The sequence below is a fragment of the Streptococcus ovis DSM 16829 genome (assembly GCF_000380125.1).
Taxonomy (GTDB): domain Bacteria; phylum Bacillota; class Bacilli; order Lactobacillales; family Streptococcaceae; genus Streptococcus; species Streptococcus ovis.
This window is the reverse complement of sequence record NZ_KB904582.1, coordinates 143,377-158,103: the sequence shown is the minus strand read 5'-3', so window position 1 is coordinate 158,103 and position 14,727 is coordinate 143,377. Positions and strand designations below refer to the sequence as shown.

14 protein-coding genes are annotated in these 14,727 nt (G+C 40.1%); 11 read left to right on the top strand and 3 right to left on the bottom strand.

All coding sequences use genetic code 11. The features are described 5' to 3' along the window. The first annotated feature begins 575 nt into the window (after positions 1–575). The 5 genes from A3I9_RS0110480 to A3I9_RS0110460 are packed head-to-tail and all read left to right on the top strand — an operon-like array spanning position 576 to position 4,953. Positions 576–1,124 carry an RNA polymerase sigma factor gene (locus A3I9_RS0110480; RefSeq protein WP_018378985.1) on the top strand — a complete coding sequence of 183 codons (549 nt, stop codon included), beginning with the start codon at positions 576–578 and terminating at the stop codon, positions 1,122–1,124. Then, positions 1,117–1,872, top strand: coding sequence for a hypothetical protein (locus A3I9_RS0110475; protein WP_018378984.1), 756 nt, complete (start codon positions 1,117–1,119; stop codon positions 1,870–1,872). Before A3I9_RS0110480 ends, A3I9_RS0110475 begins: the two co-directional genes overlap by 8 nt. Beyond that, positions 1,857–2,723 (top strand): ABC transporter ATP-binding protein, encoded by an 867-nt coding sequence (locus A3I9_RS0110470; RefSeq protein WP_018378983.1) that lies wholly within the window; start codon positions 1,857–1,859, stop codon positions 2,721–2,723. The genes A3I9_RS0110475 and A3I9_RS0110470 overlap by 16 nt, the downstream gene beginning before the upstream one ends. Positions 2,724–2,727: 4 nt before the next feature. Next, complete coding sequence (locus tag A3I9_RS0110465; RefSeq protein ID WP_018378982.1) at positions 2,728–3,903, top strand: ABC transporter permease subunit; 1,176 nt, start codon at positions 2,728–2,730, stop codon at positions 3,901–3,903. 18 nt (positions 3,904–3,921) lie between these two features. Then, on the top strand, positions 3,922–4,953 hold the full coding sequence (locus A3I9_RS0110460; protein WP_026217441.1) for an acyltransferase family protein: 1,032 nt from the start codon (positions 3,922–3,924) through the stop codon (positions 4,951–4,953). A gap of 42 nt (positions 4,954–4,995) precedes the next feature. On the opposite strand, the gene treC is transcribed toward A3I9_RS0110460, so the two are convergent. Continuing rightward, a complete protein-coding gene (treC, locus tag A3I9_RS0110455; RefSeq protein ID WP_018378980.1) occupies positions 4,996–6,621 on the bottom strand; it encodes an alpha,alpha-phosphotrehalase in 1,626 nt (541 codons plus the stop codon). A 97-nt stretch (positions 6,622–6,718) separates the two neighbouring features. After that, positions 6,719–8,731, bottom strand: coding sequence for a PTS system trehalose-specific EIIBC component (treP, locus tag A3I9_RS0110450; protein WP_018378979.1), 2,013 nt, complete (start codon positions 8,729–8,731; stop codon positions 6,719–6,721). A 172-nt stretch (positions 8,732–8,903) separates the two neighbouring features. On the opposite strand from treP, the gene treR reads away from it, so the two are divergent. From treR to A3I9_RS12835, 5 genes are read left to right on the top strand one after another with little or no spacing between them, the layout of a single operon-like run. Next, a complete protein-coding gene (treR, locus tag A3I9_RS0110445) occupies positions 8,904–9,617 on the top strand; it encodes a trehalose operon repressor (protein WP_026217440.1) in 714 nt (237 codons plus the stop codon). 59 nt (positions 9,618–9,676) lie between these two features. Further along, positions 9,677–9,988, top strand: coding sequence for a cell division protein ZapA (locus tag A3I9_RS0110440; protein WP_018378977.1), 312 nt, complete (start codon positions 9,677–9,679; stop codon positions 9,986–9,988). Next, a complete protein-coding gene (locus A3I9_RS0110435) occupies positions 9,985–10,533 on the top strand; it encodes a CvpA family protein (protein ID WP_018378976.1) in 549 nt (182 codons plus the stop codon). Before A3I9_RS0110440 ends, A3I9_RS0110435 begins: the two co-directional genes overlap by 4 nt. A gap of 35 nt (positions 10,534–10,568) precedes the next feature. Continuing rightward, positions 10,569–12,902: an endonuclease MutS2 gene (locus A3I9_RS0110430; protein ID WP_018378975.1), complete on the top strand. Its 2,334-nt coding sequence runs from the start codon at positions 10,569–10,571 to the stop codon at positions 12,900–12,902. A 17-nt stretch (positions 12,903–12,919) separates the two neighbouring features. Beyond that, positions 12,920–13,735, top strand: coding sequence for an endo alpha-1,4 polygalactosaminidase (locus A3I9_RS12835; RefSeq protein WP_018378974.1), 816 nt, complete (start codon positions 12,920–12,922; stop codon positions 13,733–13,735). Between the two features lie 39 nt (positions 13,736–13,774). Here A3I9_RS12835 and A3I9_RS0110420 read toward each other — a convergent pair whose 3' ends face one another. Next, positions 13,775–14,251, bottom strand: a complete 477-nt coding sequence (locus tag A3I9_RS0110420; RefSeq protein ID WP_018378973.1) for a glutathione peroxidase — start codon at positions 14,249–14,251, stop codon at positions 13,775–13,777. Between the two features lie 143 nt (positions 14,252–14,394). Between A3I9_RS0110420 and trxA the strand changes: the two genes are divergently transcribed. Continuing rightward, entirely contained in the window at positions 14,395–14,709 is a 315-nt protein-coding gene (trxA, locus tag A3I9_RS0110415) for a thioredoxin (RefSeq protein WP_018378972.1), read from the top strand. The last annotated feature ends 18 nt before the right edge of the window (positions 14,710–14,727 follow it).

The window sequence follows — 14,727 nt, the reverse complement described above, 5'->3', positions numbered from 1 at the left end:
TGTTACCAAAGGGAAATTTGCCCCAGGTACTTGGGATCAAGTTTATAACGGAAAATAAGAATCAGCCTCGGCATTTGCCGGGGCTTTTTTTGTTTGCAAAAAAAAGACCTTGTCCAGAGGTCGAAATAGCACTTCCCAGCTTTTGATTTAATACGTTTTTTAATACGTTGTTATGTGATTGACAGCAATTGACTAGATATTGTAATTTGATAAAACCTTGATTTTACGACTATTTTGGTATTGATTGTAATTGATTGGATATCAAACGGGAATTGTAGCATAAAAAGAAAAAAATGCCTTGGATAAGACAAAACCGATAGGAAAACTACCGGTTTTGTTTGTATATTACAAGAGAATGGCGAGTGTTTGGTACGGTTTGAGAGTAAGGGGAGTAGTAAGCATACTATTTGTCTGCGTGCAATCGATTTTTATGGCAACGTTTCAATTTATATGAATGTGAAGTAGCTGTTTATGAGAGAAAGATTATTTTAAGTTAAAAAAGATTCCTTTTCTTAAATGATTTTCGCTAGAATAGAGTGAATAATATATGAAGAGACATAAAAAGGATGATGTGAATGTGGGAAGATTATGTATTGATTAGAAAGATACAGAGAGGAGATACGGATGCTTGGGAACTATTGGTAAATAAGTATTATGATAAAATTTTTGCTTACTGTTATCGCCGTTGTTATGGTAATCGTATGTTGGCTAGTGATTTAACTCAAGAAGTCTTTTTAAAACTTGTTCAGGCCCTACCTAACTATAGCTATAGGGGAAAGTTTTATAACTATCTTTACACTATCGCTGTCAATCATTGCAATACAGTGACTAAAAAGAAACAGCTAGAACAGGTAGAATTAGATGAGAAGATGCTGCTAGATACTCAAGAATCTGTAGAAACTTATTTGGTAAAACAAGAAGAAAAACAAGCGATTCAAGAAGCATTGAATAAATTACCAGATATTCAGCGAGAGGCATTGATTTTGCGTTATTATCAAGATTTAAAGGTTCGGGACATTGCTAAAATAACAGGAGTAGAGGTATCTACAGCTCAATCTCGCATTCATCAGGGATTAAAGAAATTAGCTAAATGGTTAGATGAGAAGGAGTCTAGTGATGACTAAAGATATAACAACGAAGCTGAAAAATAACCCGCTAGAATCGGATTCGGTCGGTAAGGCTAGAAGTATTTCAATAGGGAAAGAATGGATAGAAATCAATCAATTGCGTAGACATTCGATTTCTGACTTATTTTTGTCTACACTACTATTTATTGATCGAAAAATTTGGCTGGGACAACTAATTGTATTTACAGTTAGTACGTTACTGGTTTTTAAGATGAAAATGAGTGATGGAATCGGATCTATCATGCAAGTTTTGACAGGAATGCTCTTGATTTCAGTTCTCTTTTTTATGGATGAATTGTTCAAAAGTTTTACATATGGGATGTGGGAACTGGAAGAAACTTTTAAGTATGATTTACGACAACACACTATGATTAAATTTTTTGTTTTCGGTATAGTCGATATGGTATTGATTATTGCTTTGGCTTTGGTAACGAGTACTCGTTTGGTGCTACCTATTTGGAACATTCTAATTTACTTATTAGTACCTTATAACATCATTTGTATCCTTCTATTTTCTGTGATTACGATGTGGCGTAATTACATGCATCGTCAACTAATGTGGTTAACAATCAGTTTGTTAATTTTACTTTTTTACGTGGTTTGCAATGTTTTTCATATCTATCAATTAGAACTATTTTATTGGTGGGGAGCTGGGGTAGTGACGGGAGTTGTTTTGCTTTATCAATTCTATTTACAATTACAAAAAAACTTTGATAGAGAGGTTTTGAAATGGAGTTACGAGTAAATAATATTTCAAAAACATATGGGGGTATACAGGTATTGAAGCCTATCTCTTTTGAACTTCAGTCCGGAATATATGGGCTATTGGGTTCCAATGGTTCCGGAAAGACCACTCTTTTTCGGATAATTTGTGGTTTGTTACAAGCAGATAGCGGAGAAGTACTCTTTAATAAAAAAAATATAAAAGAGCAAGCAGAAGAGTTTCGTTCTATTTTAGGATTTTTACCTCAAGATTTTAGTTATTATCCAGATTTTACTGGTTATAAATTTATGCTCTATATTGCATCCTTGAAAGGGTTAAATCGTCAAAAAGCAAAAAAACGTTGTTTAGAATTGTTGGATTTTGTTGGACTTACCGAAGTTAAAAATAAAAAAATTCGTCAATATTCAGGTGGAATGAAACAGCGATTAGGTATTGCACAGACACTTATTAATGACCCAGAAGTTTTGATATTGGATGAGCCAACAGTTGGTTTGGATCCTAAAGAACGAGTGAAGTTTAGAAAACTACTTAGTAATCTTTCGAGAGAAAAAATTATTATTCTATCCACTCATATTGTTTCAGATATTGAATCTATAGCAGATGAAATCTTAATTTTAAAAGATGGTCAATTAAAAACTAGAGGAACATCTTGTGAATTGTTGGAAGGAATCCAAGGTCAGGTATGGGAATGCTTAGTGTCACAAGCAGAAGCAGACCAATTAGAGAAACAATATTTAATTTGTAATCGTCGCAATGAAGTAGGAGATGTACTGGTTAGATTGATTTTATCTACCTGTCCAACATCATCCGCTAAGCAGGTAGCAGCTTCTTTGGAGGATCTGTATCTATACTACTTTAGAGAAGAGGGCTGAATATATGATGAACTTAATACAATTTGAATTGATAAAAATTTTTAAAAATCGAACAGTGCTTGGTTCAATAGTAGTAGCTAGTTTTCTCCTCTTTGGTATCTTTTATGTTCGATATTATCAATCACAGAATAATTTTGCTGCTAGAGAGTTGGTTACGAAAGGATATCCGACTCGTATTGATAAACTGGTTGAGAAAAAATATAGTGGTGAGTTTACAGATGAAAAAGTCCAATTAGTCGTGTCAGATTTTATGGATTTGTTTCAAGATAATATTGACATTAAAAACGAATGGTATGATGGGCCGTTTTATCCTTTTTACTGGGAAATCACTGATGCTTTTGTATCCAGAAAAACATTTGATATTTATGTCAGAATGATCAATAAAGTTAAAGCTGGGGAAAGAATGTCTGTGGAAGAAGTTCCCATTGTTACGCTTGCGGATAAGGGATTTAATTTTTTTGAAAAGGATTTAAAAATTGGGAACTATGGACCATGGACAGACTTGTATAAGGCTTCGGGGGACCTCTATGTTTTAATTGCTATTTTAGTAACCTTTGCGAGCTCCTTGATTTTTGCTGATGATACATCTAAAAATATGAATCAACTTCTTCTGAGTACGAAATATGGTAGAGGTCAGTTGATATCTAGTAAACTTTTGGCAGGTATACTAGCGACAATCGGTTTATTTGCGTTTGTTCACCTTATCAATTTTGTTGTTTTTATGGCAATGAATGATATTAGCGGTTGGAAATCTAGTATTCAAATCAATTTTACAATGAAGTTATATGATTTTCCTATGTATTGGAATCATTTGCAAATTTATTTTTGGTTCCTCGTGTTGCAATTGTTGGGGATTTTCTTTATTGCATCTTCCAGTTTTCTTGTTTCTGCACTGGTTAAATCTCCATTGTCAGCTTTTACCACAGCGGTAGGAGTCTATCTCTTGCCCATCCTTGTAATTCAGGCTTTTAAAACTAGCCCCGTAGCCCTATTCTTTAATTTCTTTCCTATTAATCAGAATAATCTTAATCATTTGCTAGATTTACTCAGTCATCAGAATGGGCTATTCTTCTCTACTTTTATTGGGAATACTGCCCTGCTATATTTCTTTTTTATAATGGGAACTGTACTCCTTAATTTGCTAGCTTATAGTCGTATGAAAAATTGGACTTTTAAATAAATTAGAACGGGGGATTTATTGGATCAGAAGGAAATGAAATGGAATTTGTCAATGATAAGTCTTTTCCAATACATTTTTTCCGTATCGGTTATTATCATTCATAGTGGCCGTTTATTTGAGAGTGATTTATTCCATTTTTTGGTGAAGAGTGTATTAGCCAGAGAAGCAGTGCCTTATTTTATAGTTTGTACTAGTTTCTTTTTGAGAAGTTACCCAAACGGTAAAATATATAAATATTTCCAATCACTTACGAAGCGATATTTCCTATGGACACTTGTCTATCTTCCTTATGGTTATATTTATTTTTCGAAGCTACAGCTCTCATATAATTATATTGGAGTAGGAGTACTTGTTGCTGTTTTTTACACAGGGACATGTTATCACTTATGGTATATTCCTGCATTGGTCTTTGGATGGTTTTTTGTACAGTGGGTAGAGAGACTATCTGGCAAGTATTGGGCATTACTGGTTACTTTTTCTCTATATTGTATGGGGGCAATGGAAACCTATTCCGATTTTGTTCAACATTCTATTTTTTCAGATTTGCTAACTAGGTACATGTCTATTTTTTTTACCAGCCGAAACGGTCTCTTTTATGTTCCGATTTATATTTACGTAGGTTGTCTACTTTACGACAATTATGACTCTATTTTTTTAAAGAAATATGGTAAGTTATGCTTGGGCTGTTCAACAATTTTACTTTGTTTAGAAAGTATCGTCATTTATTTTAATCAAGGAATAGATAAGAATTTTATCCTCTCTTCACCAATCTTCATTTTCTTTTTCTTTTATAATATTTTACGTTCAAGACGACTAGCTAAGACTAGGTTAGTAAAATTAAGGCAGTTAAGTGGTCACTATTATTTTCTACACCCAATTTTTATTGAATGGGGGCTATTCCTTTTGAAAAATAGCCTGTTACATCCTCATGAGAGAGGACTACTTGTTTTTCTTTTTAGTTTATTTACTAGTCATGTAGTCGCTGAATTACTCATTTTATTCCCAGCACTTGGTGGGAAAAATTTGAAAAATATGAATGAGAATAAATAAAACTGTATAAATCTATGTTGATTTATACAGTTTTTAAATTTTTTAGTTCAGTACAATCGCCAAGGTTTGGTACGGTTTGAGAATCAGTGTGTCTGCAAGTGCAGTCACGTCATAGTTGCTGATGAGGATCTGTCCTTTTGTGAATTCTTCAGCCAGAGCCATCTCGACCTCTTCAGCGAAGAAGTTATTCAAGACAAGCAAGCGTTGTCCATCTAATTGGCGTTCAAAGGCGTAGACCTTGTCGCTGTCTTGATAGGCGGCCTTGTAGTCTCCTTCTGCGATGATTGGAAGTTCCTTACGCAGGCGAATCAACTCTTGGTAGAAGGTGAAAATAGGTCCTGTTTTCTCAGTCGCCACATTGATAGCAGCATAGGTTTTTCCTGCCTTCAGCCAAGGAGTAGCCGTTGAAAAACCAGCGTTTTCTGATGCATCCCATTGCATTGGTGTCCTAGAATTATCACGGGATTTGGCTTTGATGATGGCCAAGGCTTCTTCAGATGTCTTGCCTGCCTCCAATAATTCTTGATAGGCGTTGATAGATTCGACATCCACATAATCTGCCATTGTATCATAATCTGGATCAATCATGCCGATTTCTTCACCCATGTAGATATAAGGTGTACCACGTGACAGATGAATGCTAGCTGCCAGCATGGTCGCTCCTTCGGTGCGGAAGTTTTTTACATCAACAAAACGATTGAGGGCGCGTGGTTGGTCGTGGTTATTCCAGAAAAGGGCGGACCAACCATTGCCAGCGCTCATGCCTTCTCCCCAAGTATGGAAGAGGGTCTTGAGTTCTTCAAAATCAAAGGGTTTGAGCGTCCATTTTTGTCCGTTTTCATAGTCTACTTTGAGGTGGTGGAAGTTGAAGACCATGTCCAATTCATGACTGTCTGGGTTACTGTACTGTACACAGTTTGGAATGTCTGTGAAGCTCATTTCGCCGACGATCATGCCCTTTTCATCTTGGCCAAAGCTAGCAGCGTTGAGCATTTTGAGATAGTCGTGGTTAATCGGACGGTCTGTGTACTCGGGTTTGCCATCAAAGTTAGGATTGTCTTTTAAGACTTCATCTTTTCCAATCAAGTTAATGACATCAAAGCGGAAGCCTTTGACTCCCTTGTCACGCCAGAAATTGACAACTTTAAACATCTCTTCACGGACATGGGGATTACGCCAGTTGAGGTCTGCCTGTGTGATATCAAAGAGGTGAAGGTAATACTTACCCGTATCTCCAAATGGAGCCCAAGCGTTGCCGCCAAATTTAGAGACCCAGTCAGTTGGTGCATCACGTAAAATGAAAAAGTCTTGATAGAATGGGTCTCCTGCCAAGGCTTTTTGGAACCATTCGTGTTCAGTTGAGCAGTGGTTGAGGACCATATCCAGCATGAGTTCAATGCCATGCTTCTTAGCAGTTTGAGCTAATTCTTCAAAATCAGCCATGGTACCAAAGAGAGGATTGATGGCAGTATAGTCTGAAACGTCATAGCCATTGTCACGTTGCGGACTTGGGTAGAAAGGGTTGAGCCAGATGACGTCAATTCCTAACTCTGCTAAATACGGTAATTTACTGATAATTCCCTGTAAATCGCCAATGCCATTTCCTGTCGTGTCTTTATAGGATTTTGGGTAAATCTGGTAAACAACTTGTCTTTTGTCAAACGTCATAGTTTCTCCTATTCATGTGTCATACTTTACAGATACTATTATAGCAAAAAATAGAATAAGCCCAGCTTGAAAAGGGGACTGGGCTTATCTTAGAAGATTATTTTTTCACAGCTGTCATGAATTTGTCACCAGCTTGGACACTTGAAGGAAGTGTTGGGAGCTCTGCCGGAGCAAATTGATCTTGATTGGTGATAATCATTGGAGTTTCTACGATATAGCCAGCTTTTTGGATGGCTGCAATGTCAAAGCTAATCAATTTGTCGCCAGCTTTCACTTGGTCACCTTGCGCTACATGAGCTGTAAAGCCTTCACCGTTCATGTTAACAGTATCCATACCAATGTGGATGAGCAGTTCAACACCTTCTGCTGAAACAAGTCCGATAGCGTGTTTTGTAGGGAAGAAGACGGATACTGTGGCATCCATTGGTGCTACCAATTCACCAACGGTTGGTTGGAGAAGGATACCTTGTCCCATGAGCCCTTGTGCAAATACAGGATCAGTTGCTTGTGCTAATTCTTTTGCCTCACCAGTTAGTGGACTAAGAAGGGTTACTGTAGCTCCTATTGTTTCTGATGTCACAGATTCCGCTGAGGTAGTAAGAGGAGCCGCTTCTGCTCTAGCTTCATCTTCAGATTTTGTGAAGATACCAGCCTTGCGGAAGAAGACGGTCAAGATAAATGGTACAGCAATCGCTACTGCCATAGCCAGTAAGAATGGTAACCATGACTGTGCTTTGATAGCAAGGATACCTGGCAGACCACCAACACCAATGGCATTAGCAGTAATGTTGAGACTTGTAGAGAGAAGACCAGCAATACCTGAACCGATCAAACCAGCTACGAATGGATAGATGTATTTCACATTCACCCCGAAGAGAGCAGGTTCCGTAACACCAAGATAAGCTGAAATGGCTGCTGGAAGAGAAATTTGTGCTTCTTTTTCGCTGTGGCGGTTCATAAAGTAGTAAGCTAAAACAGCTGAACCTTGTGCGATGTTCGAAAGGGCAATCATTGGCCACAGTCCAGTACCACCAGCGTCTGCAATCAATTGTGTATCGATGGCATTGGTCATGTGGTGGAGACCTGTGATAACAAATGGCGCATAGAGTGAGCCAAATACGGCACCGAAAAGCCACTTGAACGGTCCTGTCAAACCAGCAAGTACAACAGTTGACAAACCTTGTCCAAGCCACCAACCGATTGGACCAAGAACAGTGTGGGCCAAGATGAGGGCTGGGATAAGGGATAAGAATGGAACAAAAATCATAGAAACGACTTCTGGGATGCGTTTGCGCCAGAAAATTTCAAGGTAGGATAAGCTCAAACCGGCTAGGAGGGCTGGGATCACCTGTGCTTGGTAACCGATACGGTTCACAGTGAAGAAGCCAAAGTTCCAGACCCAGTTTTCTGCGATTTCTTTCGCAGGAGTGCCTGCTACGGCATAGGCGTTGAGCAATTGTGGAGATACCAAACAGATACCAAGGATGATTCCTAAGATTTGAGTGGTTCCCATCTTACGAGAAACAGACCAAGTAATTCCTACTGGAAGGAAATGGAAAATTGCTTCACCTGGTAACCAAAGGAAATGGTTGACTCCGCTCCAGAATGGTGAAACCATGGTAATGGTATTCCATACAGGATTGCCATCTGCGTCAAAGACTTTTGCACCGTCTGCGATTTGTTGACCTAACCAAGGCATCCCAACAGATTCCAAAACGTTACGGAAACCAAGAATCAAACCACCTACGATAATGGCTGGAATGATAGGTGTGAAGATTTCAGCCAGCATAGTGAGCACGCGTTGTACAGGATTCAAATTTTGTTTAGCTGCTGATTTTGCAGCTTCTTTTGAAACGCCTTCGATGCCTGAAACAGCAGTGAAATCATTGTAGAAAATCGGCACATCATTTCCAATGATGACTTGGAACTGACCAGCATTCGTGAAGGTTCCTTTTACAGATGCCAGCTTTTCGATTGCCTTGACATCGGCTTGCTTTTCGTCGTTCAATACGAAACGCATACGTGTTGCGCAGTGGGAAACCGCTGCGATGTTATCCTTGCCACCGACTGCCTGAAGCAGTGCTTTGGCATCATTTTCAAATTTTCCCATAAAAAATCTCCTTTTATGATGATAAAATGGACTTGAAATTTGTACGTACAAATTTCGACGAGATTATTGTAACCGATTTCTCGCAAGAAAGCAAGCCTTTTTGTTTAAAAAAATATTTTTTGTTATAATAGTAGAAATATGTATGGAAAAGACCAGAACAATGAAAGAAGTTATGAAAAAATATCAAGAAATTTTCAATGAATTAAGAGACCAAATCCTTGATCAAGTCTATCATTCAGGGGATTTGTTGCCGACGGAGAAAGAACTACAAACACAATATGGGGTGAGTCGCGATACGATTCGTAAGGCATTGCGTTTGCTGACAGAACAGGGATTTATCCAAAAAGTACAGGGGCGAGGTTCTCTTGTGTTAAAACGGGAACTACTTCATTTCCCCATTTCTGGCCTAACCTCTTATCAAGAATTAGTAGACACGCTCCAAATGACGAGTCAAACGAAAGTGATTAGCTTAGATGTTGTCGAGGTCGATGAGGATTTGGCAGACGTGACAGGCTTTGAAGTGGGGACTTCTGTTTGGCGCGTCTTCCGAACTAGGACAATTGATGGGGAAGTTGCCATTTTAGACTTGGATTATCTTGTGCAGGACTATATTCCCGTTTTGACAAAGGAAATTGCAGAGCGTTCCATTTATGCGTATCTGGAAGGGGAATTAGGACTTGATATTTCCTATGCCCAGAAGGAAATCACGATTCAGGCGTCAACGGAACAGGAACGCCAGTTGATGCAGCATCAGGGAGAATATTTAGTTTTGGTCAAGTCACGTGTATTTTTAGGAGATACCAGACAATTTCAGTACACAGAGAGCAAACACAAGATTGACAAATTCAAATTTATTGATTTTGCGAGACGCAAGCACTCTCTTTAATGGATTTTGATTAGTCAAAATGCCACTTTTACGGTATAATAAGGATTGAGGTATTTTTTATGGCAAACTTAAACCGATATAAATTTACATTTGGAAAAAAACAATTAACCCTGACAACGGAACACGACAACCTCTTTATGGAAGAAGTGGAGCAACTGGCTCAGGAAAAGTATAGAGCGATTCAGGAAAAAATGCCCAACGCTGATCCTGAGACCCTGGCAATCTTACTAGCCATCAATGCTCTTTCTGTTCAGCTGACAAGGGAAATGGCTCATGCAAAGACAGAGCAGGAGTTGGCGAGTATGAAAGAGAAAGTCTTGAAAAAGAACGTAACACTTGTGGATTTAGATGAACTTGAGGACCCATCATGATTTCGATTATTTTACTAGTCATCTTGGCTTGGAGCTTTTACATTGGTTATAGCCGAGGACTGGTTTTGCAGATTTTTTATACCTTCTCTAGTGTATTAGCCCTCATTGTAGCAGCGGGCTCCTATCAAAAGTTGGCTAGCATTTTCTACTTGTGGGTTCCTTTTGCGAATGCGACAGAAGGTTCTAGTAATTATTATTTTGAGAGTCAGTATTTGTTTAAGCTGGATCAGGTATTTTACGCAGGATTAGCCTTCTTAGCGATTTATGTTTTGGTATACGCCGTCATGCGTTTTATTGGGATCTTTGTCCATCTCATTCGATTTGTGGATCCAGATACAACCACTACAAATCTGGTTAGTGGTGCTTTATCAATCCTTGTCACGGCTATTTCTCTTCAAATGGCTCTGACGATTGTGGCGACGATTCCTGTTGCCACGGTGCAAAACATGCTACATGATAGTGTGGTTGCCAATGCCCTGATTCAGTATATGCCGATTACGACGGGACTGTTGAAAAAACTTTGGTTGACCAATATGATGGGGTAAGGCAATTGCCTTGCTCTTTTTGATAGGAAAGATAAATGAATAGAAAAATTTTAGAAACCTTAGAATTTGATAAGGTAAAAGCGATGTTTGAGCCCTTTGTGGTAACAGAACAAGGCTTAGATGAATTACGGCAATTAGAGCCGATGATGGAGGCCTCACGCATTCAGCAAGCCTTCGATGAAATGAGAGATATGGAAGGATTATTTGAATATTATCCCCATTTTTCGCTCGGAAAGACCAGTGATGTCGGGTTAGCCTTGCGCCGATTAGAATTGGAAGCTGATTTAAATATTCCCGAATTATTGAGCATCAAAAAGGTCTTGGAGGTTTCCAAAGAACTAGCAGATTTTTATGCGGCATTAGAAAATGTAGAGTTGCCCCATCTAGCGGTCCTATTTGAAAAAATAGAAACCTTCCCAACCTTGCAAGGTGCCTTGATGGCGGTCAACGATGCAGGTTTTATCGAAGATTTTGCCAGCGAAAATCTAATGAAAATCCGTCGAAAGATTCAGGAATCAGAGATTCAAGTTCGGCAAGTGATGCAAGAATTACTAAAAACAAAGGCAGAAATGCTGTCTGATACAGTCTTAGCCAGTCGAAATGGTCGCAATGTCCTACCTGTTAAGAATACCTATCGCAATCGGATTGCGGGTGTGGTGCATGATATTTCCGCTTCGGGAGCGACAGTCTATATTGAACCTAGAGCAGTTGTGGCTCTAAATGAAGATATTACCAATGCGCGTGCGGAGGAGCGCTATGAGATTGCGCGGATTCTAGAAGAGATGTCTCATCATATTCGTCCGCATACCTCCATTATCCGAAACAATGCTTGGGTGATTGGACATTTAGACTTGGTCAGAGGCAAGCACCTATTTGCCCAACGTCATGCGGCAATTGCGCCCAGCTTATCGACTCAGCAGGACATTCTTCTCTTAAATGTCCGCCATCCTTTGTTGACCAATCCAGTTGCCAATGATTTGCATTTTGGCAGTCAATTAACGGCTATTGTCATGACAGGGCCGAATACCGGTGGGAAAACGATTATGCTCAAAACGCTGGGGCTCACGCATCTGATGGCACAATCTGGTTTGCCGATTTTAGCGGATAAGGGGAGTCGAGTAGCGATTTTCAAGGAAATTTTCGCAGACATCGGGGATGAACAGTCGATTGAGCAAAGCTTGTCAACCTTCTCCAGCCACATGACCCATATTGTATCAATGCTAGAGCAGGCGGATGAGGACTCGCTTGTACTGTTTGATGAGTTGGGAGCAGGAACAGATCCGCAAGAGGGAGCTTCCCTGGCAATGGCAATTCTAGACCATCTCCGCTTGGCAAGAATTAAAACGATGGCAACGACTCATTATCCAGAGTTGAAGGCTTATGGGATTGAGACTGCTGGAGTGGAAAATGCCAGCATGGAATTTGACACAGATAGTCTTCGCCCCACCTACCGCTTTATGCAAGGGGTCCCTGGACGTTCCAATGCCTTTGAAATCGCCAGACGGATTGGTTTGTTTGATGGGATTATTCAGGCGGCACAGGATTGGACAGATACAGACAGTGATGTGAATCGTGTCATTGAACAATTGGAAAAACAAACGTTAGAGAGTCGTAAGCGATTAGACCGTATCAAGGAAGTGGAGCAAGACAACATGAAAATGAACCGCGTCCTCCACAAACTCTATAACGAACTCACGCGTGAACGGGAAAATGAGCTCAATAAAGCACGTCTAGAAGCTCAGGAAATTGTCGATTTGGCCCTAGCTGAAAGTGAGGACATTTTGAAAAACCTCCACGACCAAGCGAGTCTCAAACCGCATCAGATTATTGAAGCCAAGAGCCAGCTGAAAAAATTGGCACCAGATGTGGTCGATTTATCAAAGAATAAGGTCCTACAAAAGGCCAAGAAAGAGCGCGCAGCCAAGATTGGGGACGAAATAGTAGTGACAGCTTATGGTCAACGAGGGACCCTTATCAATCAGCTCAAAGATGGCCGCTGGGAAGCACAGGTAGGGCTGATCAAGATGACCTTGAAACGAGATGAATTTGGTCTCGTGAAAGTCGAAAAAGATGAGACGCCTAAGAAAAAACAAGTGCATGTGGTCAAACGTGCCAATGTCAAAGGACCAAAAGCTCGGTTAGACCTCAGAGGCAAGCGATACGAAGAAGCCATGCAGGAATTGGATGAATTTATTGACCAAGCCCTGCTGAACAATATGGCACAGGTGGACATTATCCACGGTATCGGTACGGGTGTGATTCGTGAGGGTGTTACCAAGTACCTACGTCGCAACAAGCATATCAAAGAATTTGGCTATGCCCCGCAAAATGCGGGCGGATCTGGCGCAACGATTGTCACCTTTAAATAACGAGAAAGGAGAAGCAGATGAAGCAAGGCAGCAAATGGATCATCGGATTGGCACTTGTTTTTCTACCTCTCCTTTTTTGCTCTGGAAAATTTTCTGTGCAGAAAGATTACGGTGTTTTTCTGGGTGTTTCTGCCGAGAAAAGCCATAAGATTCGCGATTATGCACTAGTGGTCATTGATGCTGCTTACTATGAAAAATCAGATCTTCAGCAACTTCGCAAGCAGTGCAATCGACAGATTTATTCCTACCTAAACGTTGGCTCTATTGAAAACTTTCGTGAAGGGCAAGAAAAATTCAACGACCTGATGTTGGGAGCTTACGAGCACTGGCCTGGTGAAGCTTGGGTTGACGTTTCACAGCCGAGCTGGCAATCCTATGTGCTCCGGCAGGCGAAAGTTCTTAAGAAAAAAGGAGTGGACGGCCTTTTCTTGGATAATGTTGATGTGTATAGCCTCTATCCTGATCAAACCATTTACCAAGGACTGCTCACTATCGTGACAGAATTAGACGGATTAGGTCTGAAACTCATGGTCAATGGAGGCAAAGACTTTGTCCTAAAAGGGTTGAAGCAAGGCGTCTTACAAGGGAAATTAGATGCTGTGAATCAAGAAGAAGTCTTTACTCGCATTCGATTTGACACGAGAATGATGGTGCTGCGACCCGAGGCAGAACGAAAAGATAATCAAGACTATCTGGACACCATTGCAGCACATGGCTTATCGGCTTACTTGTTGGAATACGGCGAGACATCAGAGATCACTCCACTAGTCAAGCCCTATGCAAGTCGACACCAATTTCACTACTATATCTCTGAAACCATTGAGTTAGAATGAAAAATCCCCATGCTCCAAAACAGGACATGGGGATGACTGTTACAACAATGCTTCAATGGACTCGACCATTTCCATGGGGTCACTTTTAGCAGAGAAGCGTTTCACAACCGCACCTTCGCGGTCAATTAAGAACTTGGCAAAATTCCATTCGATGGCTTTTCCAAGTGCTCCTTTTTGCTCCTCCTTGAGCCAGCGGTACAACGGCTCTGCATCCTTTCCGTTGACCTTGATTTTGGCAAAACGAGGGAAGGTAGTCTGGTAGTTGAGGGTACAAAATTCATTGATTTCCTCAGCTGAACCAGGTGCCTGCCCCATGAATTGGTTACAAGGGAAGTCTAAAATGACAAACCCCTGGTCCTTGTAGCGATCGTAGAGTGTTTGGAGGCCTTCGTATTGAGGTGTCAATCCACAACCTGTGGCGGTATTGACAATCAAAACGACCTTGCCAGTGTAATCTACTAGAGGGACGGGGGTGCCATCTTGTGCTGTTACAGTAAAATCATATAGCGTTGTCATGGTCTTAACCTCTTTTCTAATATGGTTATTGTACCACTCTTAGCAAGGAAGGTCGAACAAAAAAGAAATACCGTAGTAAATTTTTGGAAAAAAAAAAAATTTATTGTAGAATAACAATACAAATACAAGAAAAGGAGAATCTTATGGTTCAAGTCGTTACAGATGCAAACTTTGAAACAGAAACAAAAGAAGGAGTAGTCCTTGTAGACTTTTGGGCAACTTGGTGTGGTCCATGTCGTATGCAAGCCCCTATTTTGGAGCAATTGGACAGTGAAGTTGACGAAGACGAATTGCGCATCATGAAGATGGATGTAGATGAAAATCCAGAAACAGCACGCAACTTTGGTATTATGTCTATCCCAACACTTTTGTTTAAAAAAGATGGTCAAGTTGTAAAACAAGTAGCAGGTGTTCACAGTAAAGACCAAATCAAAGCCATTTTAGCAGAAATTGGCTAAAACTGAAAAAGGTTGGGG